This is a genomic window from Cryobacterium sp. TMT1-62 (genome assembly GCF_004403145.1).
In the GTDB taxonomy this organism is placed as follows: domain Bacteria; phylum Actinomycetota; class Actinomycetes; order Actinomycetales; family Microbacteriaceae; genus Cryobacterium; species Cryobacterium sandaracinum.
This window is the reverse complement of sequence record NZ_SOGZ01000017.1, coordinates 1-21,193: the sequence shown is the minus strand read 5'-3', so window position 1 is coordinate 21,193 and position 21,193 is coordinate 1. Positions and strand designations below refer to the sequence as shown.

General features: G+C 67.5%; 14 protein-coding genes, 1 tRNA gene, 1 other RNA gene and 1 pseudogene. 13 read left to right on the top strand and 4 right to left on the bottom strand.

Annotation, left to right across the window (positions count from 1 at the left end):
* Positions 1-541 precede the first annotated feature (541 nt).
* Positions 542-629: transfer RNA gene (locus tag E3T34_RS04230), tRNA-Ser, on the bottom strand.
* A gap of 208 nt (positions 630-837) precedes the next feature.
* On the opposite strand from E3T34_RS04230, the gene ffs reads away from it, so the two are divergent.
* The 7 genes from ffs (at position 838) to recR (ending at position 11,385) form a co-directional block, all read left to right on the top strand.
* An RNA gene (ffs, locus tag E3T34_RS04225) (signal recognition particle sRNA small type) lies at positions 838-934 on the top strand.
* 147 nt (positions 935-1,081) lie between these two features.
* A complete protein-coding gene (locus E3T34_RS04220; RefSeq protein WP_134342260.1) occupies positions 1,082-3,550 on the top strand; it encodes a phosphoketolase in 2,469 nt (822 codons plus the stop codon).
* Between the two features lie 3 nt (positions 3,551-3,553).
* The gene (pta, locus tag E3T34_RS04215; protein ID WP_134342259.1) at positions 3,554-5,815 is read left to right on the top strand and encodes a phosphate acetyltransferase; all 2,262 of its coding nucleotides are present in this window, start codon (positions 3,554-3,556) and stop codon (positions 5,813-5,815) included.
* A complete protein-coding gene (locus tag E3T34_RS04210; protein WP_104099832.1) occupies positions 5,812-7,026 on the top strand; it encodes an acetate/propionate family kinase in 1,215 nt (404 codons plus the stop codon). The genes pta and E3T34_RS04210 overlap by 4 nt, the downstream gene beginning before the upstream one ends.
* A gap of 352 nt (positions 7,027-7,378) precedes the next feature.
* A complete protein-coding gene (locus E3T34_RS04205; RefSeq protein WP_104099831.1) occupies positions 7,379-7,789 on the top strand; it encodes a YccF domain-containing protein in 411 nt (136 codons plus the stop codon).
* A 116-nt stretch (positions 7,790-7,905) separates the two neighbouring features.
* The gene (locus E3T34_RS16885; protein ID WP_134342258.1) at positions 7,906-10,782 is read left to right on the top strand and encodes a DNA polymerase III subunit gamma and tau; all 2,877 of its coding nucleotides are present in this window, start codon (positions 7,906-7,908) and stop codon (positions 10,780-10,782) included.
* 3 nt (positions 10,783-10,785) lie between these two features.
* Positions 10,786-11,385, top strand: coding sequence for a recombination mediator RecR (gene recR, locus E3T34_RS04195; RefSeq protein ID WP_104099829.1), 600 nt, complete (start codon positions 10,786-10,788; stop codon positions 11,383-11,385).
* 228 nt (positions 11,386-11,613) lie between these two features.
* Here recR and E3T34_RS16675 read toward each other — a convergent pair whose 3' ends face one another.
* The 3 genes and pseudogenes from E3T34_RS16675 to E3T34_RS04185 all read right to left on the bottom strand — a co-directional run bounded on the left by E3T34_RS16675 (position 11,614) and on the right by E3T34_RS04185 (position 13,281).
* Positions 11,614-11,853, bottom strand: a complete 240-nt coding sequence (locus E3T34_RS16675; RefSeq protein WP_255570910.1) for a DUF5692 family protein — start codon at positions 11,851-11,853, stop codon at positions 11,614-11,616.
* Positions 11,854-11,938: 85 nt separating this feature from the next.
* Positions 11,939-12,532 (bottom strand): annotated as a pseudogene (locus E3T34_RS16670) (DUF5692 family protein); the annotation flags it as partial.
* Positions 12,533-12,648: 116 nt separating this feature from the next.
* Positions 12,649-13,281 carry a TetR/AcrR family transcriptional regulator gene (locus E3T34_RS04185; RefSeq protein ID WP_134342257.1) on the bottom strand — a complete coding sequence of 211 codons (633 nt, stop codon included), beginning with the start codon at positions 13,279-13,281 and terminating at the stop codon, positions 12,649-12,651.
* 202 nt (positions 13,282-13,483) lie between these two features.
* On the opposite strand from E3T34_RS04185, the gene E3T34_RS04180 reads away from it, so the two are divergent.
* The 6 genes from E3T34_RS04180 to E3T34_RS16880 all read left to right on the top strand — a co-directional run.
* Positions 13,484-14,821, top strand: coding sequence for an aspartate kinase (locus E3T34_RS04180; protein WP_134342256.1), 1,338 nt, complete (start codon positions 13,484-13,486; stop codon positions 14,819-14,821).
* Between the two features lie 340 nt (positions 14,822-15,161).
* Complete coding sequence (locus E3T34_RS04175) at positions 15,162-16,253, top strand: aspartate-semialdehyde dehydrogenase (RefSeq protein ID WP_134416385.1); 1,092 nt, start codon at positions 15,162-15,164, stop codon at positions 16,251-16,253.
* Between the two features lie 52 nt (positions 16,254-16,305).
* On the top strand, positions 16,306-18,819 hold the full coding sequence (locus E3T34_RS04170) for an EAL domain-containing protein (protein WP_134342254.1): 2,514 nt from the start codon (positions 16,306-16,308) through the stop codon (positions 18,817-18,819).
* Entirely contained in the window at positions 18,816-19,268 is a 453-nt protein-coding gene (locus E3T34_RS16365) for a DUF1801 domain-containing protein (RefSeq protein WP_134342253.1), read from the top strand. The genes E3T34_RS04170 and E3T34_RS16365 overlap by 4 nt, the downstream gene beginning before the upstream one ends.
* Positions 19,269-19,432: 164 nt before the next feature.
* Positions 19,433-20,902, top strand: coding sequence for a malate:quinone oxidoreductase (locus E3T34_RS04160; protein WP_134342252.1), 1,470 nt, complete (start codon positions 19,433-19,435; stop codon positions 20,900-20,902).
* 140 nt (positions 20,903-21,042) lie between these two features.
* A partial coding sequence (locus E3T34_RS16880; RefSeq protein WP_370327191.1) for a helix-turn-helix domain-containing protein occupies positions 21,043-21,193 on the top strand: 151 nt, incomplete at its 3' end.

Here is a 21,193-nt window from a genome sequence, read left to right as displayed (position 1 = left end):
CCGGTGCTCGCCGGTGCCCGCCGGTGCCCGCCGCCGCCCGTGCCGCGTGCGCCGCGGCATCCGCTCGCCGACTAGCCCGCCGGTGCTCGCCGGTGCCCGCCGGACCTGCCCCGACACTTCCGTGGCCAACTCAGGAGATCCCTGGGCGGCCGCAGTCTGCTCCGCACTGGTCTGCGGCCACGGCGGAGCGGTCCGCGCGGATCTCCTGAGTTGGCCCCATGCCAGGCACGGTCGGAGCCTCGCTACGTGCATAACTCCTGCCAATTCTCGGCGGTGGGCTGTTTCAGGGCTCTATTGGCCACATCCGGCAGAATGTGCGGGAGCTATGTACGCGGGTCGGTGGCTAACTCAGGAGAACCACGGCCAGTTGCGGTTCCCGCCCCCGGAATCAGGCGGTGGATGTTTGCGTGCGGCTTGGATCTCCTGAGTTAGCCCCATCCGGGCACGGAAGCAGCGCTGCGGGGGCGGAAGATTCGAACCCCCGAGAGTTGATTGTCGAGTTCGTCGAGACTAATGCCCGCCCGCGTGCTGCAGCGCGATCTGGCGGAGAATGGGGGATTCGAACCCCCGAGGGCTCTCACCCAACACGCTTTCCAAGCGTGCGCCATAGGCCACTAGGCGAATTCTCCTGGCCGAACGTTCCTTCAAGGAACGACCTAGAGAATCTTACCTGTTTCCGGTGGCCTCCGTGCACACTCGCCCCGGCCGCCCGCTACAGACCCGGTACAGACTTGGTACAAGACCCGGTGCAGACCCGGTACAGACCCGGTGCAGACTCGGAATCGACTCGGAATGGGCCCGTTTTTCGGCCTCGCCAGCTTTGCGTCTAAGCTAAGGGTCGGCTCCTCGCGTGGCGCCATCTCGGCCAACTCCCCCAGGACGGAAACGTAGCAAGGGTAACCGGGCTCTGGTGGGTGCGCGAGGAGTCTTTTTCATGCCCGCACGCGCCGGAAAAACAGCCACAGCCCCGCCACAGCCCCGCCACAGCCGCAGGCCGTTAGCAATGATAACGATTTCGCCTCATCTCGTAAGATGAAACGGCGCAGATAACGCCCCCGCCCCGATAGTGCCTGGAGGCACCATGGCTGAAATATTCGGTAAACCCTTTCTCTGGCCAGACCGGTCACCGCATCCGCTCAGCGCTGAAGCGCTCGCCAGCGTCGATGCCTGGTGGCGGGCCGCCAACTACCTGTCGGTAGGGCAGATCTACCTGCTCGACAACCCGTTTTTGCGTGAGCCGCTCACGCGGGACCACATCAAGCCGCGTTTGCTCGGCCATTGGGGAACCACCCCGGGGCTCAATTTTCTTTATGCCCACCTGAACCGCGCCATCCAGGAACGGTCGATCAGCACCCTCTACGTCACCGGCCCCGGCCACGGCGGCCCCGGGATGGTGGCCAACGCCTACCTTGACGGCACGTACTCCGAGATCTACTCCGGCGTCGACCAGAGCGAGCAGGGCGTCAAGGCCCTGTTCCGCCAGTTCTCGTTCCCCGGCGGCATCCCCAGCCACGCCTCGCCCGAGACGCCCGGCTCGATCCACGAGGGCGGCGAGCTCGGTTACGCGCTCAGCCACGCCTACGGCGCCGCGTTCGACAACCCCGACCTGCTGGTCGCCGCGGTCGTCGGCGACGGCGAGGCCGAGACCGGCCCGCTGGCCACCAGCTGGCACTCGAACAAGTTCATCGATCCGCTTCAGGATGGCGTCGTGCTGCCGATCCTGCACCTCAACGGGTACAAGATCGCCAACCCCACCGTGCTCGCCCGCATCCCGGAAGAGGAACTCCTCGACCTGATGCGCGGCTACGGCCACAAGCCCTACATCGTGGATGGCGGCTTCGACGGCGAGGATCCCCTTCTCGTTCACCAGCGCATGGCGCTCACCCTCGACGAGGTGCTCAACGAGATCGCCGCGATCAAGGCGCGCGCCCTCGCCGGCGACACCGAGCGTCCGCGCTGGCCGATGATCATCCTGCGCACGCCCAAGGGCTGGACCTGCCCGCCCGTCATCGACGGGGTGCAGGTCGTCGACTCCTGGCGTTCGCACCAGGTGCCCCTGAGCAACGCCCGCGACACCGAAGCTCACACCCGGCTGCTCGAAGAGTGGCTGGCCTCTTACCGGCCGGGCGAACTCTTCGACGCGAACGGCGCCCCCGCCGCAGAGATCGCGGCGCTGGCCCCCGCGGGCGACCTGCGGATGAGCGCGAACCCGGTCTCCAACGGTGGGCTGCTGCGCCGGGCGCTGAAGCTGCCCGACTTCCGGGAGTACGCGGTGGATGTCCCTTCCCCGGGCGCCACCACCGATGAGGCGACCAAGGTTCTCGGCACCTGGCTGGCCGACGTCATCCGTGACAACCCCGACAATTTCCGCATCTTCGGGCCCGACGAGACGGCCTCCAACCGCCTCGCTCCGGCCGTCTACGCGGCCACGGACAAGCAGTGGAACGCGGAATTCCACGAGGGTGACACGAACCTCGCCCGCGCCGGCCGCGTGATGGAGATGCTCAGCGAACACCAGTGCCAGGGCTGGCTGGAGGGCTACCTGCTCACCGGCCGTCACGGCCTGTTCAACTGCTACGAGGCCTTCATTCACATCGTCGACTCGATGTTCAACCAGCACGCGAAGTGGCTCAAGGTCACCCGCGAGATCCCGTGGCGCCGCTCAATCTCGAGCCTGAACTACCTGCTCAGCTCGCACGTCTGGCGCCAGGATCACAACGGGTTCTCGCATCAGGACCCCGGGTTCATCGACCACGTCGTCAACAAGAGTGCGGATGTCGTACGCGTCTACCTGCCGTTCGACGCCAACACGCTGCTCGCCACCTACAGCCACTGCCTGCGCAGTGTGGACTACGTCAACGTGGTCGTCGCCGGCAAGCAGCCCGCGCCGAACTGGCTCACCATGGACCAGGCCGTCGCGCACTGCAAGCGGGGTCTAGGCATCTTCGACTGGGCCGGAACCGAGACGTTCGGCACCTCACCCGACGTCGTGCTGGCCGCCGCCGGCGAGGTGCCCACCCTCGAGGTGCTGGCCGCGGCCGCCATCCTGCGGGAATGGCTGCCCGACCTATCGGTGCGCGTTGTGAACGTCGTTGACCTGATGCGCCTGCAGTCCGAGGCGGACCACCCGCACGGCCTCAGCGACAACGAGTTCGACGCCATCTTCACGGCAGACAAGCCGATCGTGTTCGCCTACCACGGGTATCCGTGGCTGATCCATCGCCTGACCTACAAGCGCACCGGGCACGGTAACCTGCACGCCCGCGGCTACAAGGAGAACGGCACCACCACCACGCCGTTCGACATGGTCATGCTCAACGACCTCGACCGGTACCACCTGGTGATGGACGTCATCGACCGGGTTCCCGGACTCGGCGCCCGCGCCGCCCTGCTTCGCCAGGAGATGCAGGATGCCCGCCTTCGGGCCCGCAATTACACCCGCGACCACGGGGAAGACATCCCCGCCGTCACCGAATGGGTCTGGGACGCCGAGGGCGTCGGCGTGACCCCCGACAATGCCGGTGTCTCCACCGGCGGAGATAACGTATAAACCGTGGCTGACAGTATCTACATCACCTCTGCCGAGGGAAATACCGGCAAATCCACCATCGCCCTGGGCGTGCTCGACACCCTGCTCCGTTCGGTGGAGCGCGTCGGCGTGTTCCGGCCCGTGGCTCGCTCGGCGCACCACCCCGACTACGTGCTCAAGCTGCTGCTCTCGCACCTGTCGAGTGCGTCTGCGCTCACCGTGCAGCCCCCGCTGACCTACGACGACTGCGTCGGCGTCACCTACGACGAGGTGCACCTCGACCCCGACGCGGCCCTCGGCCGCATCGTGCAGCGCTTCAAGGCCGTCGAGGCCCAGTGTGACGCGGTGGTCGTGATCGGCTCCGATTACACGGATGTCGGCAGTCCCACCGAGCTCGCCTTCAACCTGCGCATCGCCGCCAACCTGGGGGTGCCGGTGCTGCTGGTGCTCGGCGGGCGGGTCGGTCCCGGCCAGCGCGACACGCTCAGCCAGGGTGACCGGCAGCTCGGCCAGAGCGACCCGCGCACGGCCGAGGACATCCGCCAGTTGACCGACGTGACCCTGGCGGAACTGCGCGACGAGCACGTTTCACTGCTTGGCGTGATCGTCAACCGCGCCGATCCGACTCGGCTCGATGAGCTCATCGACGCCGTGCGGAGCGTCGTCGACGCCGACACGAAGCCCGGCAGCGGGCGCAACGCGGTGCCGGTCTGGGCGCTGCCCGAAGACCCGTTCCTCGTGGCCCCGAGCATGAAGAGCATCCTCAAGGCCACCGACGGCACGCTCGTCAAGGGTGACCCCGCGCTGCTGTCCCGGGAGGCGCTCGGCGTGGTCGTGGCGGCCATGTCGATGGTCAACGTGCTGCCGCGCCTGTTCGAGGGCGCCGTGGTTGTGGTTCCCAGCGACCGCCCGCAGGTGCTGCTGGCCGTTCTGATGGCGAACTCGTCCGCTACGTTCCCGTCGATCGCCGGCATCGTGCTGGTCGGCGGCTTCGCCCTGCCCGAGGAGATCGGGCGGCTCGTCGAGGGGCTCGACGCCTCGGTGCCGATCATCAGCACCGAGCTGAACTCTTATGACGCCGCGCTGCGCATCACACACACGCCCGGACGGATGGCAGCCGACTCGCAACGCAAGCGCGACACGGCGCTGGCGCTCTTCGAAGGCCACGTGGAGGCATCCGTGCTGCTCGACCGGCTCAAGGTGAGCCGCGCCGACGTGGTGACGCCGCTGATGTTCGAGTACATGCTGCTCGAGCGCGCACGCACCAACCAAAAGCGCATCGTGCTGCCCGAAGGGGACGACGACCGCGTGCTGCGTGCCGCCGCGACCCTGCTGGCCCGCGATGTGGCCGACATCACGATTCTCGGTGAGGAGTTCGAGGTGCGCTCGCGTGCCATCGGCCTCGGCCTGGACATCGCCAAGGCGCAGGTTCTGAGCCCCTTCGACGACGTGCTGCGGCGCAAGTTCGCGGAGGCGTACGCGAAGCTGCGCGCCCACAAGGGCGTCACGGTCGAGCAGGCCATGGAACTCGTCACCGACGTGTCCTACTTCGGCACCATGATGGTGCAGCTCGGGCTGGCGGACGGCATGGTCTCCGGGGCGACGCACACCACGGCGCACACCATCCGGCCGAGCCTGCAGATCATCAAGACGCGTCCGGGAGTCTCGGTCGTGTCCAGCGTGTTCCTGATGGCGCTGGCCGACAAGGTGCTCGTCTACGGCGACTGCGCGGTGAACCCTGACCCCACCGCGGAGCAGCTCGCCGACATCGCCATCTCGGCGTCGGAGACGGCCGTCGAATTCGGTATCGAGCCGCGCATCGCCATGCTGAGCTACTCGACCGGCGAGTCCGGGCAGGGTGCCGACGTGGACAAGGTGCGGGCCGCCACCGCCCTCGTGCGGGAGCGTCGCCCCGACCTTCTGATCGAGGGTCCCATCCAGTACGATGCGGCGGCGGATGCCGCCGTCGCCGCCACGAAGATGCCCGGTTCGGCTGTCGCCGGCCGCGCCACCGTCTTCATCTTCCCCGACCTGAATACGGGCAACAACACGTACAAGGCCGTGCAGCGGAGCGCCGGAGCAGTGGCCATCGGCCCCGTCCTCCAGGGCCTGCGCAAACCCATCAATGACCTTTCTCGAGGAGCACTAGTGCAGGACATCGTCAACACCGTAGCCATCACCGCGATCCAGGCCGCGACGCTCGCAGCGTCCGAGTCCGGCACCCCGGCAGCTTCGGCTTCCGGTGCGGCATCTCCCGCATCGGCCGCAGCGGCGGTGTCCGCATGACCGCCATCCTGGTCGTCAACTCCGGATCGTCGTCGTTCAAGTACCAGCTGATCGACATGGACACCGAAACGGAGCTCGCCAGCGGCCTGGTCGAGCGCATCGGCGAGCCGATCGGGCACTCACGGCACACCGCGGGAACGTCGAAGGGCGGCCGCACCGAGCGCGACTTGCCGATCATGGACCACACCGCCGGCTTCGCCGTGATGATCGAGGCTTTCGCCGAGCACGGCCCGAAGCTGTCCGAGACGAACCTGATCGCCGTCGGCCACCGCGTGGTGCAGGGCGGCAACCGGTTCTTCGAGCCGACCGAGATCACCCACCTGGTCGAGCTGAACATCGAGGACCTCTCCGAGATCGCTCCGCTGCACAACCCGGCCAACGTGCAGGGCATCCGTGCCGCCCGCGCCAGCTTCCCGAACGTGCCTCACGTCGCCGTGTTCGACACCGCGTTTCACCAGACGCTGCCGCCGGCCGCGTACACCTACGCGATCGACAGGGACATCGCGACGCGGTACCGCGTGCGCAAGTACGGCTTCCACGGCACCTCGCACAAGTTCGTCTCGGAGGCCGCGGCGGCCTACCTCGACCGGCCCCTGGCCGAGCTCAAGACGATCGTGCTGCACCTGGGAAACGGGGCATCCGTGTGTGCCGTCGACGGCGGCGAATCGATCGACACCTCCATGGGCATGACCCCGCTGCAGGGGCTCGCGATGGGCACCCGCTCGGGCGACATCGACCCGGCCGTGATCTTCCACCTGCGCCGCCGGGCCGGGATGACCACCGCCGAGCTCGACGACCTGCTCAACCGCCGCGGCGGCATGCTGGCCCTGGCCGGCAACGGCGATATGCGCGACGTGGAGGATGCCGCGGTCGCGGGCGACCCGGTCGCCCAGGCTGCCCTCGACGTGTACTTCCACCGCGTCAAAGGCTATGTCGGCAACTACTACGCGCAACTCGGAACCGTGGACGTCATCGTCTTCACCGCGGGCGTCGGTGAGAACTCGCCGATCGTGCGCGCGGGCGCCCTGGCCGGACTCGAGGGCATGGGGATCGAAATCGACCCCGTGCGCAACGAAGCCAAGTCCCGCACGCCGCGCGTGATCTCCACGGACAACTCCCGGGTAACCGTGCTCGTCATCCCGACGAACGAGGAGCTGGAGATCGCCCGGCAGACGCTGGGGACGATCAAGCGCACGCATCCGTCGGTGTAGGGGGTTCGCTGGTAGGGGTTTCGGCTCCTGTGTCTCGTTGATGCCTTTGTTGATGCTTTCGTTGATCGGCCGTTCCCGGGTTCCGGGGGCGGCCGATTGGCGTGTGGGGGTCCGGGGCGCTCGGGATGCGGGGTGCGAGGTGCGGGGTGCTGTAGGACGTGACTTCGAAGTTTTTAGGCGACACGGGTCACCCCAGCGCCGTGGGCGGCGTGTTGCGAAATTCTCCGAGTTTAAAGTCGAGCCGGGAGCCGGGTGCCGGGAGGGCAACACGCGGCCGGCGACGGATGTCCGCGCTCGCCGCGCCCGATTCCGATCCCGCGACCTCCGCCTCCTGCGCGGGTAGTATTTTCGCGTGAGCACACTCCTGAACTTGATCTGGCTCGTGCTGAGCGGGTTCTGGCTGTTCCTGGGCTACCTCGCCGCAGGCATTCTGCTCTGCGTGCTGATCGTTACGATCCCGTGGGGCATCGCGTCGTTCCGCATCGCCGCCTACGCGCTCTGGCCGTTCGGCCGCACCGTCGTGGCCAAACCCACCAGTGGAGCGTTCTCGTTCATCGGCAACGTGATCTGGGTGATCCTCGCGGGCTGGTGGCTGGCCCTGGCGCACATCGTCTCGGGAATCGCGCTCTGCCTCACCATCATCGGAATCCCCCTCGGCATCGCCGACTTCAAGATGGTGCCGGTCTCGCTCGCGCCCCTCGGCAAGCAAATCGTGAGCAATCGCCCCGGCGCGTTCGACCAGGCCGTCGCCCGCCGCGCCTGAGCCGCCGCGCCTGACAAACGGACGCCACCCGCCCCACCACACACCCCACCCCGCACCCACCCACACACGCCCCACCCCACACCGCACTGTCAGTGGCTCCGGCTACGATTGACCTCGTGGTTACCGCCCTGTATCGCCGCTACCGGCCCGAGACTTTTGCCGAAATGATCGGTCAGTCTCAGGTGACCGATCCGCTGATGACGGCCCTGCGCACGAACCGGGTGAATCATGCCTATCTGTTCAGCGGGCCCCGAGGTTGCGGCAAGACGACATCCGCCCGTATTCTCGCGCGCTGCTTGAACTGCGCCGAGGGTCCCACCGACACGCCATGCGGGGTCTGCCCGAGCTGTGTGGAGCTGTCCCGCGAAGGCGGCGGATCCCTCGACGTGGTCGAGATCGACGCGGCCAGCCACAACGGGGTCGACGATGCCCGGGACATCCGTGAGCGCGCGATCTTCGCTCCCGCCCGCGACCGATACAAGATCTTCATCCTGGACGAGGCGCACATGGTCACGCCGCAGGGCTTCAACGCGCTGCTGAAGATCGTCGAAGAGCCGCCCGAGCACGTCAAGTTCATCTTTGCGACAACCGAGCCCGAAAAGGTGATCGGCACCATCCGTTCGCGCACGCATCACTACCCGTTCCGGCTCGTGCCGCCCGGGCCGATGCTCGAATACGTGCAGCAGATGTGCGACACCGAGCAAATGACCGTCGCGCCGGGCGTGCTGCCGCTCGTGGTGCGGGCCGGCGGCGGGTCGCCGCGCGACACCCTGTCGCTGCTCGATCAGCTGATGGCCGGATCCGACGGGCACTCCGTCGAATACGACCGCGCCGTGGCGCTGCTCGGCTACACGAACGCGTCGCTGCTCGACGAGTCCATCGACGCGATCGCCGACCGCGACCCGTCCGCCGCGTTCGACGCCGTCGACCGGGTCGTGCAGACCGGCCAGGACCCGCGCCGCTTCGTCGAAGACCTGCTCGAACGCCTGCGCGACCTCATCATCGTGGGCGCCACGAGTGCCGCCGCCGCTGCCGCCGTGCTGCGCGGCGTGCCGCAGGAGGAACTCGACCGCATGGCCGTGCAAGCCGCGAAGTTCGGCCCCGCCGAGCTCTCCCGCACCGCCGACGTGATCAACGCCGCCCTCACCGAGATGACCGGCGCGACCAGCCCCCGCCTGCACCTCGAACTCATGATTGCCCGCGTGCTCATCCCCGCGAGCGACGATTCCACCCGCGGCGCGCTCGCCCGCGTCGAACGCCTCGAGCGCCGCATCGGGGTCGGTTCTGGTTCTGGTTCCGGGTCTGGTTCCGGTTCTGATCCCGGCGACAGCTCGGCGACGGATGCCCCAGCCACCAGCCCGGTCGGCTCGCCCCTGCGCGGGGCTGCGGTCTCGGCGACGCATGCCTTCGGCGGTCCCGCGGCCGCCGGCGGTGCGGCTGCTGCTGCTTCTGCCGCCGCGCCTAATGCCGCCGCGCCTGCTGCCGCTGCGCCCGCTGCCGCTGCGCCCGCGACCCAAGTCGCGGCCCCGCCCCGCCCTGTCGGACCCGTCACCCTGCAGCAGGTAAAGGACTCTTGGCCGCAGATCCTCGAGGCAGTCAAGGCCGCCAAGATCAGCGCCTGGCTCGTGCTCTACACGGCCCGCGCCATGGAACTGCGTGGCGGGGACCTGTTGGTGCTCTCCTTCCCGAGCCAGAACGACGTCGCCGGACTCAAGCAGTCGGCGGCCCCCGGGCAGGGCGTCGGCGACTATCTCAAGCGCGCCGTCAACGAGGTGCTCGGCTTCACGCCCCAGCTCACCGCCCGGGTCGACTCCCCGAGAACGGATGTCCCAGCCACCCCCAACGCATCCGCCCCCGCTCCGGCACCGGTCGCCCCGGTCTCCCCGGGGTCAGGTTTCGGCGTGCAGGACTCCACCGCGCCGAGCCCTGTCGCGCGGGCCACAACCGTCAGCGGCTCGGCCGCAGCCGGGTCTGGAAGCGGCGACACCGGCTCCAGGACGACACCCAAATCCGCTGCTGCAACAACCGACGAGGCGTCGCCCGCCGACGCCGATCCGGCTGCTGCCGCCGACCCCGATCCGGCTGCTGCCGTGAACGCTGCAGCCGGTTCCGCCCCGGCCGGCGTTGGCAAGGTTGACGCCCCAGAAGCGCCTGCGGCATCGGCTGCCGGCCCCACGGTGACCAGCCCCACGGTGACAAGCCCCACGGCGGCCAGCCCGGCGGCGGCCAGCCCGGCAGTGGCCAGCCCGACAGTGCCCGAGTCGCCGGTGACCAGCCGCGCAACTGCCAGCCCGGCGGTCGCCGCGACCGCGACCGGCTGGGCGACCGCTGCCATTCCGAGTCCCTCGGATGCCGGCACCGGCTGGGCCACGGTGGCCATCCCGGGGTCAGCCCCGGCTGCTGAATCCGCTGCTCCTGCGTCTGCGGCCTCCGCTGCGACCCCCGATGCCCCCGCGCACGCATCCGCCCCGCAGACCGCCCCGCGTTCCACGCCGAGCGCGCCGGCGCCCACGACGCTTCCCGCGTCCGGGCGAGACCCTGAACCGCGGCCGCCCTACGACGACGAGCCCCCGCCCTACGACGAGGAATTCCCGCCGGACCTGCACCCGAACGGCGGCCAGCCCGGCCGCTACCAGGCGCCCGCCGCGCGTGCGGGATTGTCCGCAGCGGGAGCCCAGCACCAATCGGGAGCCCAGTCTCAGCCGGGAGCCCAGTCCCAGTCTCAGTCCCAGTCCCAGTCTCAGTCTCAGTCGGGAGTCCAGTCCCAGTCCGAGTCTCAGAACGGCTTCCCAAACGGCGCCCAGCCCGGAACCCCGGCGCGCACCCAGGTGCAGGCTCCGAACCGGGCGGGCGGCGAAGCATCCGTTGCCCGTCGTGGGCCCGCCTTTGCGGAGAAGCAGCGCTACGGCGAGTCGGTGGTGCGCGAAATCCTCGGCGCCACCTTCCTCGAAGAACAGCCGCACGATCCGGCATCCCGAACCAGAGGCGATTAAACCATGTACGAAGGCATCGTTCAGGAACTGATCGACGAGCTCGGCACGCTGCCCGGAATCGGGCCCAAGTCCGCGCAGAGGATCGCGTTCCACATCTTGCAGACCGAGCAGTTCGACGTGACCCGGCTCGCCAACGTGCTGCTCGAGGTGCGCGACAAGGTGAAGTTCTGCGACATCTGCGGCAACGTGTCCGAGCAGAAGACCTGCATGATCTGCCGCGACCCGCGCCGCAATCCCGCGATGATCTGCGTGGTGGAAGAGGCCAAGGACGTCGTCGCGATCGAGCGCACCCGCGAATTCAAGGGGCTCTACCACGTGCTCGGCGGGGCGATCAGCCCCATCGACGGCGTCGGACCGGACGACCTGCGCATCCGTCAGCTGATGCAGCGCCTTGCCGACAACACGGTGCAGGAGGTCATCATCGCCACCGACCCGAACCTCGAGGGGGAGGCGACCGCGACCTACCTGTCGCGCCTGCTGACCACCCTCGAGATCAAGGTCTCCCGGCTCGCGTCAGGGCTGCCGGTCGGCGGCGACCTCGAGTACGCCGACGAGGTCACTCTCGGGCGGGCCTTCGAGGGCCGCCGTACCGTCACGAACTAGCCCCCCGCGCCGCCTGCCCACTGCCGCAAGTGTTGCCGGAGCGGACAACTGTGCCCGGTGTGCCGGCAACAGTTGTCCGCTCGGGCAACAGTTGCCGTCAGGAGTGGCCAGGGGACAGCATCCGCCACCGACCTCGCCGGACTGGACCGCCCGCCCGCCCGCCCGGACGACAGACGGGCCGGGGTGACGGATGCCGCGTGTCGCGAAATTCTCCGCAGTTACGGCGTTCTATTTCGCGCTGGCGGTCGCCCGCGGGTGCGCGGCTGGAGCAGCCGCCGCCGGCACCAGCGGCTTGTTCGCTTCGAGCACCGTGCGGTACGCGGGCAGGTGCGTGAACAGCTCGTCGATGAGCGGGTTGCGGCGTCTCTTCACGATCGTGTAGGTCTGGAAGACCACAACGGCGATGTTGGCCGCGAGGGCCACGGCGCTCACCCAGAACAGGGCGACCGGGTCGTGCGACGACTTCACTGCGAACTGCGAACTGCGAGCTCGACACGAAGGTCGTGAAGGCCATGGTGAACATCATCCAGAACGCCAGGGTCTGCGCGCGGTGCTGCAGCCAGGCGCCGCGCTTGATGAAGAAGGCGGGGATCGTGCACAACACGAGCAGGGCCGCGCCGGCGTAGAACGAGTGGTCGCCGACCGCGTTGTAGACGTAGGCGAAGTTCCAGAGGTCTTAGGCGATGATCCAGAACCACAGCATGTCCGGCCAGATCATGTCCTTCTTGGGGCCGCGGCTGATGATGATCCCGGCCCAGCCGCAGATCGTGAGCAGGTTCAGCAGCCCGGCGATACCGTTCATGATGTTCCACGGCCCGCCCACCATGAACACTCCGTCGACCATCCCGTCCAGCCCGTAGACCTGGAAGTCGCGAATCACGGCCTCGAAGATGTTGAGAGCCAGAATGAACGCGGGGAACATCAGCGCGTACCGGTTCTTGGCCAGACGCGGAATGAAACGGATGGCCATGAAGTCCAGGCATCCGGCAAGTGCCGAGTAGACCTTGACCCAGTGAAACCAGGTGCCCGTGCTGGACCCGGCGCCGACGGTGGTGGGCCATACGAAGATCGTCAGCGCCACCGGCAGTGCGATAAACAGCGCCAGCGACGTCCATTTGCTCGACCGTGCGACCTCGTTGGCGATCATCAGCCCCGCGACGACCGCGACCCACATCAGGGTCGACGACCACGGGATGGCATCGAATAGGAACATATGCGAATACTTCTTTGTACTGGGTGAAAAAGTGATGCTAGAGAAAAGTCTTAGGCCGGCGCGTTGTGGTCGAGGTGGAGCGTTTGGCGCACAATCGCCACGAGCACATCGTCCGAGACGGTGGGCGTGGAACGTACGAGCCCGATCAGCTCGAACACCAGCACAGAGAACACCTCGGAGACGTTGTCGATCCGGATCTCGTGCCGCCGCGCGTAGGCCTCGACGGTCGTGACCTGCAGCCGGTCGACGACGGCCCTGACGGCCCGGTCGACGAACTCGTTGTAGAGCCCGGCGTACTCGGTGCGGCCGAGTTCCTCGCGGAAGAGGTCGGTGCGATGCAGGTGGTGACGGAACAGTGCGACGCACTCGACCAGCGCGCGGTCGATGTCGCCGGGGATACGGGCGGCGTCCCAGAGGTTGAGGTCGGTCACGAACTCCGCGATGTGGTCCTCGCAGATGAGGTCGATGATCGCGTCCTTGTGCGGGAAGTAGTGGTAGATCAGGCCGCGGGTGACGCCGACCCGGGCGGCGATGTCGGTGATCTTCACGCGGGCCACGCCGCGCTCGGCGACCAGTTCCCGGGCGGCGCGCAGAATGTCGTCCCGGCGCTCGTCCGGCTGCTTGCTCTGGCGCACCGGCACCGGCACCGGCACCGGCGCTTTCGACGTGAACTCGTCGGGCATCGGAGCTTCCTCGGCAACTGGGTCAAACCGCGTGGCGGGGCGGGATCCACCCTCTGCCCCGATCCTGCGACCGCGATTGACATAGTGTCAATGACAGGGCGTCAATGGGTGCCGCACACCGTCACATGACCGCTGCCGAATACAACAGCATTTATGATGGGAGCTTGCCTGTGCCCGCGTACCCGAACCCTTGGAGTGCCACGTGAGCTTGATCGTGCAGAAGTTCGGCGGATCATCCGTCGCCGACGCCGAAAGCATCAAACGCGTGGCCAAACGCATCGTCGACACCCGCAAAGCGGGCAACGAGGTCGTCGTCGCCGTCTCCGCGATGGGAGACTCCACCGACGAGCTGCTCGACCTTGCGCACCAGGTCACCCCGATCCCCGCGCCGCGCGAGCTCGACATGCTCCTCACCGCGGGCGAGCGCATCTCGATGGCGCTGCTCGCCATGGCGATCAAGAGCATGGGCTACGACGCCCGCTCCTTCACCGGCAGTCAGGCCGGCATGATCACGGATGCCCAACACGGCGCCGCCCGCATCGTCGACGTGACTCCCGGGCGCATCCGCGATGCCCTCGACGACGGTGCCGTGGCGATTGTCGCCGGCTTCCAGGGCTTCAATCGCGACACCAAAGACATCACCACGCTCGGTCGCGGCGGTTCTGACACGACCGCCGTCGCGCTGGCCGCCGCGCTCAGCGCCGATATCTGCGAGATCTACACGGATGTCGACGGCGTCTTCACCGCCGACCCGCGCGTCGTTCCCCGGGCCCACAAACTCGACCGCATCTCCAGCGAGGAAATGCTCGAGCTCGCCGCCGCTGGTGCGAAGGTCCTCTATATTCGGGCGGTGGAATATGCGCGTCGGCACGGTGTGACGCTGCATGTGCGGTCCTCGTTCAACAACAACGTGGGAACCATTGTCTACAACCCCGACACCACGAGCCCGCATGTCGCAATCCCGAATTCGTCGGCCACCGAGCGCACACATCCCAATAACGCATCCGCGAATGGAGAGACAGTGGAAGAGCCAATCATCGCCGGGGTCGCCGCCGACCTGAGCGAAGCCAAGGTCACGGTCGTCGGCGTTCCCGACATTCCGGGCAAAGCCGCGCAGATCTTCAAAATCGTCGCGAAGACCAACGCGAACGTCGACATGATCGTGCAGAACGTCTCGGCTGCGTCCACGGGACTGACCGACATTTCCTTCACCCTGCCCAAATCGGAGGGCCAGCAGGTGCTGACCGCGCTGAGCAACGAGCAGACCAACGTCGGGTTCGCCGGTCTGCAGTATGACGACCAGATCGGCAAGCTCGCGCTCGTCGGCGCTGGCATGCGCACCAACACGGGCGTGTCCGCGAAGCTGTTCGAGGCGCTGTTCGAGGCCGGGATCAACATTGAAATGATCTCGACCAGCGAGATCCGCATCTCCGTGGTCACCCGCGCCGACACCATCAACCAGGCGCTGCGGGTCGTGCACACCGCATTCGGCCTGGACTCCACCAACGACGCCGTCGTGCACGGCGGCACCGGCCGCTAGCCGGCATCCGTCGGCCCAACCGGGCTCGGCCGGACGCCAGCCGGGCTCGGTCCCACCCCGCCTCACCCCGACTCACCCCACCCCGCCTCACCCCACCCCGACCCCGTTCAACCGGTTTCCCTGGGGCTAACTCAGGAGAACCAGAGGCCACAGGCGCGATCCGGCTGGAATTCGGGCTAAATCGCGAGAATCTCCTGAGTTAGCCACAAATGCAAGTGCAGATGCAGATGCAGATGCAAGTGCAAGTGCAAGTGCAAGTGCACGAGCAAGTGCACGAACGAGAGCGAGACCACCAGCACCATCAGCACCAGCAGCCATGGCATCCAGCGGAGGAAACACAGTGAACAGCACCGCAGCAACCAGCACCGCAGCAACCAGCACCACAGGAATCCAGATCGGCGTCGTCGGGGCCACCGGCCAGGTCGGAGCCGTCGTGCGCAGCCTGCTCGAGGAACGGGACTTCCCGGTCGGAGGCATCCGTTTCTTCGCGTCGTCCCGGTCCGCCGGCTCCGTGCTGCACTTCAAGGGCGAGAAGATCGTCGTCGAAGACGCCGCCACCGCCGACCCCAGCGGACTCGACGTGGCCATCTTCTCCGCCGGCGCGACACTCTCGAAAATTCAGGCTCCCCGCTTCGCCGCGGCCGGCGTCACCGTGATCGACAACTCCTCCGGGTGGCGGATGGACCCCGACGTGCCGCTGGTCGTCAGCGAGGTCAACCCCGAGGCCATCAAACTCGCCACCAAGGGCATCATCGCGAACCCGAACTGCACCACCATGGCGGCCATGCCCGTGCTCAAGGTGCTGCACGACGAGGCCGGCCTCGAACGCCTCATCGTCAGCACCTACCAGGCGGTCTCCGGCAGCGGCCTGGCCGGCGCCCGCGAGCTCGCCAGCCAGGTGCGGGCCGCCGCCCTGAGCGACAACCTGCTCCAGCTGGTCCACGACGGGTCCGCTGTGCCCATGCCGGCACCCATCGTCTACGCCCGCCCGATCGCGTTCGACGTGATCCCGCTGGCCGGTTCCATCGTCGACGACGGCGAATTCGAGACCGACGAGGAGAAGAAACTCCGCAACGAGAGCCGCAAGATCCTCGAGCTGCCCGATCTGCTCGTTTCCGGCACCTGCGTGCGCGTGCCCGTCTTCACCGGCCACGCCCTCTCGATCAACGCCGAGTTCGCCAACCCGTTGACCGTCGCCCGCGCCCTCGAACTGCTCGCCACCGCCCCCGGCGTGGTCGTGACGGATGTCCCCACACCCCTCGAAGCGGCCGGCCAGGACCCGAGCTTCGTCGGCCGCGTGCGTCAGGACCGCGGCGTGCCGAACGGGCGTGGATTGGCCCTGTTCATCACCAGCGACAACCTTCGTAAAGGTGCGGCACTCAACGCCGTGCAGATCGCGGAACTCGTCGCCGCGGACCTGCTCGTTCGCTGACCTCAGCGTGGTGGTGTATAACCGGGCGCTCACTCCGCTAGTGTCAGACTTCGTGAGCGGGAATCGGAACTCAAGGGGCGTCAAACGCCTGGCTTTCCTTGCGTTCGCCGGCATCGGCCTCGCGCTCATCGCCACGTCGTTCGTGCTGCTCCTTGATGAACCCTCAGACAGCTGGCTGATCGCCGGGGTCGGTGTGGTCTGCGCGGCCGCCCTCGAGCTCACCTGGGTGCGCGTGGGCGCCGTGGCGCACCGCAGCCCGATGATCAGCCTCCCCGTTCTGGCGCTGCCGGCGCTGGCCCCCACCCTCTCCCTGCCGGTCTCGGCCGGGCTGATCGCGCTCGGCGTTCTGCTGGCCATCCTGATCGAGTCCGGGCGGGCATCGGTCGCGCTCTACAGCGCCGGCCTGCAGGGTGCCGGCGCCCTCGCCGCCATCGGCCTGTTCACCTGGTTCGGCGCGGGCGGACTGCCGATTCTGGTGGGCGTGGCCGCGGCATCCGTGGGCTATGTCTTCTTCATCATCGCGACCGAGGTGCTGCGCAGGCGCTTCGTCGCCGGCCCGCTCGGTCGGCGCAGCGGCGGGCGACCCCTGTCGCCGTTCCGGGTTCTGCTGGTGCTGGTCGGAACCGTCTTGGTCACGGTGACGGCCGCGCACTGGAGTGTCGTCGGGCTGCCGTTTCTGGTGGAGGTCACCAACACGCTCGATGCCGTCATCGTGCTGTTCGCCCTGATGATCGTCGCCTCCGTGGTCAAGGTCTCCACGGTGATGGCGGTCATGCGCCACCGGCTGGCCGGCATGGTCGCCGCCACGAGCGCGCTTGCCGCCGACCCGGCCACCGGGCCCTCCGGGCGGGTCACCCCAACGAGCCCAGCCACCACAGGCATCGGCGCCACGAGCGGTACCGCCATCACGAGCGCCGCCGACAACACCTACCCCGCCGCGAGTGCCGCCGACGCCACCCCAGAGCCCGAGCCCGGCTCCCCGGCGGCCGTCACCGACCTGCTGCGCCGGGTGGTGGCGGATGCAATCGGTGCCGAATCCGTCATCGTGCGCAGCGAGCCCGCGCAGCCCGGCGAGATCAGCATGCTGCTGCCGCTGGCCGGCGCCATCGGGCCGGACCAGTACATCGTGGCCCGGCGCGACGCCATGGACGGCGCCTTCACCGGCAACGACCGCCGCGCTCTCCAAGCCCTGGCCACGACCGCCGAGATGGTCGTGCGGGCCCGCCGCAACATCGCCGGGCTCACCCTGCGCGCCAACACCGATCCGCTCACGAGCCTGCCCAACTACGGCGCGTTCCAAGAGGCCCTGGCGAACATCAACGACCACCGGGATTACTCCGAAGCCCTGGCCGTGCTGTTCATCGACCTCGACGAGTTCAAACGCCTGAACGACCGGTTCGGCCACCAGACCGGCGACGAGGTGCTGCGCGAGCTCGGGCGTCGGCTGAGCGCCGTGGTGCGCCCGAATGACGTGGTCGCCCGGGTCGGCGGCGACGAGTTCGTGATCATCCTCACTCACCTGGCGTCGCTGGCCGAGGCGAAGTCCATCGCCGAGCGCATCCTGGTGGTCTCCGGGGAGCCGATGCTCATCGGCCAGACGACCCACAGCCCGATTATCAGCGTGGGCCTGGCCTACTCGGCGCACCGCGAAACCGACGTCAACCAGCTGGTCCAGGATGCCGACCGGTCGATGCTCGCGATCAAGAAGTCACGGCGGCGCGGCGGCCCGTCGAAGGAGAGCAGCCTCAACATCTCGAGCCACCGCTCCTCGCAGATGAACGACATCATCGCCCACGCCATCGACGAGGACCTGCTCGAGCTGGCCTTCCAGCCCATCGTCAGCCTCGTCACCGGGCAGATCTGGGCGTTCGAAGCCCTCGTGCGCTACACCGACCCGGACCTCGGCCCGCTATCGCCGCCGTCGATCGTCGAGAAGGCGAAGGGCCTCGGCCGGCTCGACGCGATGACCCGCCAGGTGGCCGTGAAGGCCATGGCCGCCGCGGCGGACTTCCGGCTGATCGAGCCGCGCGTGGTGTGCATGACCATCAACGTTGAGGCCGGGCAGATCCTGCCCGAGCGTGTGGGCAACTACATCGAGGAGCTCGCGGACCGCTACCCCGGCATCTCGCTCTGCCTCGAGCTCAACGAGCGGTCGATGACCAAGGTCACCCCCGCGATCCGTGCCCAGGCCGACCGCCTGCGCGACCTCGGCATGATGATCGCGCTCGACGACTACGGTTCCCAGGATTCGTCGGTCGACGCCCTGGTACGGATGCCCATGGACATCCTCAAAATCGACCGCAGCCTGGTCGACGACCTCGACGACATCCGCCAGCGGGAGGTGCTCACCGCCCTGCAGGGTTTCGGTGACAACCTCGAGTACTCGATGATCGTCGAGGGTGTGGAGAACGATGCGATGGCGAACCACCTGAGTGCGCTGGGCATCCGTAGCGCGCAGGGGTTCCACTACGGCGTGCCGGAGAGCTTTGAGAAGACCCTGTCGCGGCTGGAGTTGTACGGCGCCCGTGCGGTCGTGCCGAGGCTCGGCATTACGCTTGTTTCATGAGCACAGAACCGGTTCCGTTCGAGGTGGAGACGATCGTTTTCGACCTCGAACCCGAGCGTCGGGCGGTGATCTACCCGGTGCTCGACGTCGTGCGCGATGCCATGCCCGCGGGGTATCGGCTCGGCGTCTACGGCGGCATGCTCGGCTGGGCGGTTCCGCTGGAACTGTTGGCGAACACCGACGACAAACAGCCGCTCGTCTACGTGAGCCTGGCCGCGCAGAAGCACTACAACTCGCTCTACCTGATGGGCCTCTGCAGCTTTCCCGAGAAGGATGCCGCGTTCCGCTCCCAATGGGACGCCACCGGACGCACGCTGAACATGGGCAACAGCTGCGTGCGGTTCAAGACGCTGGCCGACCTCGATCTCGACCTGATCGTGCGCGAGGTCGCGAGCGTGTCCGTCGACGACTTCATCGCCAACTACGAGCTCCTGAAAAGTCGCGGCTGAGCCGCTTTTGGTGGCAACTGAGTCGCTTATCGGTCGCGACTGGACCGGTTTTGAGCCGCGATTGGGTCGCTTTTGAGCTCGTTGCCGAGCCAACCGTGACCTGACGCGTCTGCGTCCCGGCGGGAGGCATCCGTTGCCACCGATATGGTGGAAGAGTGAATCCAATGGCGAAGATTGATGTCGTTCTTATTGGTGGCGGCATCATGAGCGCCACCCTCGGTACCTTGATCAAGCAGTTGCAGCCCGACTGGAGCATCGAGGTTTACGAGCGATTGGGGGAAGTCGCTCAGGAAAGCTCCAACCCGTGGAACAACGCGGGCACCGGCCATGCGGCTCTGTGCGAGCTGAACTACATGCCCGAATCGAAGGACGGCTCGGTGACCGCGGCGAAGGCCGTGGCGATCAACGAGCAGTTCCAGATCAGCCGCCAGCTGTGGGCACACCTGGTCGAGACGGGCGTGCTGCCCGAGCCCACCAACTTCATCAACTCCACCCCGCACATGACTTTCGTGCACGGCGAGAGCAGCGTCGAATACCTGCGCAAGCGGTTCGCAGTACTCCAGGGCGAGCCCCTCTTTGCGGGCATGGAGTACAGCGAGGATCCGGCCGTGATCGGCACCTGGACCCCGCTCCTCACCCAGAAGCGCCCAAAGAACCAGAAGATCGCGGCGACGCGCATCGTGTCCGGCACCGACGTGGACTTCGGCGCCCTCACCCGCTACCTTTTCGCCAACCTCACCGCCGAGGGCGTGGGCGTGCACACGAACCAGCAGGTCACCGGTGTGAAACAGCTCACGGATGGCTCATGGAAGCTCAACCTGCGCCGCCTGGTCGGCAACCACCCGAGCGTCGTCAACGCCCGGTTCGTCTTCGTCGGTGCAGGCGGCGGCGCCCTGGCGCTGCTGCAGCAGAGCGGCATCACCGAGATCAAGGGTTTCGGCGGGTTCCCGATCAGCGGGCAGTTCCTGCGCACCACGAACCAGAAGCTCGTCGCCCAGCACCACGCCAAGGTCTACGGCAAGGCGGCGAAGGGTGCTCCGCCCATGTCGGTGCCGCACCTCGATACCCGCGTCGTCGATGGAGAGACCTCGCTTCTGTTCGGACCATACGCCGGCTTCACTCCCAAGTTCCTCAAGTCGAGCAGCTGGCTCGACCTGCCGTTCTCGATCCGGGTGCACAACATCGGGCCGATGCTGGCTGTGGCGGCGCACAACTTCGGCCTGATGAAGTACCTGATCGGCGAGGTGTTCGCCTCAAAGAAGACGAAGCTCAAGGCGCTGCAGGAGTTCATCCCGACCGCGAAGCTCGCCGACTGGGAACTCATCACCGCCGGACAGCGCGTGCAGGTCATGAAGAAGGATCCGGAGCAGGGCGGCGTGCTGCAGTTCGGCACCGAGGTCATCACCTCGGCCGACGGCACCATCGCCGGGCTGCTCGGCGCCTCCCCGGGAGCCTCGACCGCGGCCCCGATCATGGTTGACCTGATCAAGCGCTGCTTCCCCGAGGAGTACCCGGCCTGGGAACCCAGACTGCGCGAGATGATCCCGAGCCTCGGCACGAAGCTCTCCGACGACCCGGCCGTTGCCGCCGCGTCGCTCGCCGCGACCGCGGCCGTGCTGAACCTGACCGCGTAGGAGGTTGCCCGGGGGTGGGGTTGCCCGGGCCCCACGGGCTGGGGGGGTGCCTGTTCTCTGCCCGTGCCCGCGGGCTGGGGGTGCCTGTTCTCTGCCCGTAACTGCGGAGTTTTTCGCAACATACCGTCCTGGCGGGTGGGGTGACCCAGTGTTTCCGGACAGTTTTCCTGAATTCAGGATTGGATAGACAAATTCGGGCTGCCGCGGTGGCCCGCGTCGCGGAGGGCGACAAATCGATCGTGAAAGTCGCCGCAGCGCTCGGGATCAACCACCGGACTCTGTGGACTTGGG

Coding starts and splice junctions, on each gene's coding strand:
- E3T34_RS04185 (WP_134342257.1), bottom strand. CDS start 13,281: ATGCCCGACGAGTTCACGTCGAAAGCGCCGGTGCCGGTGCCGGTGCCG.
- E3T34_RS16365 (WP_134342253.1), top strand. CDS start 18,816: ATGAGCACAGAACCGGTTCCGTTCGAGGTGGAGACGATCGTTTTCGAC.
- recR (WP_104099829.1), top strand. CDS start 10,786: ATGTACGAAGGCATCGTTCAGGAACTGATCGACGAGCTCGGCACGCTG.
- E3T34_RS04210 (WP_104099832.1), top strand. CDS start 5,812: ATGACCGCCATCCTGGTCGTCAACTCCGGATCGTCGTCGTTCAAGTAC.
- E3T34_RS04160 (WP_134342252.1), top strand. CDS start 19,433: ATGGCGAAGATTGATGTCGTTCTTATTGGTGGCGGCATCATGAGCGCC.
- E3T34_RS04220 (WP_134342260.1), top strand. CDS start 1,082: ATGGCTGAAATATTCGGTAAACCCTTTCTCTGGCCAGACCGGTCACCG.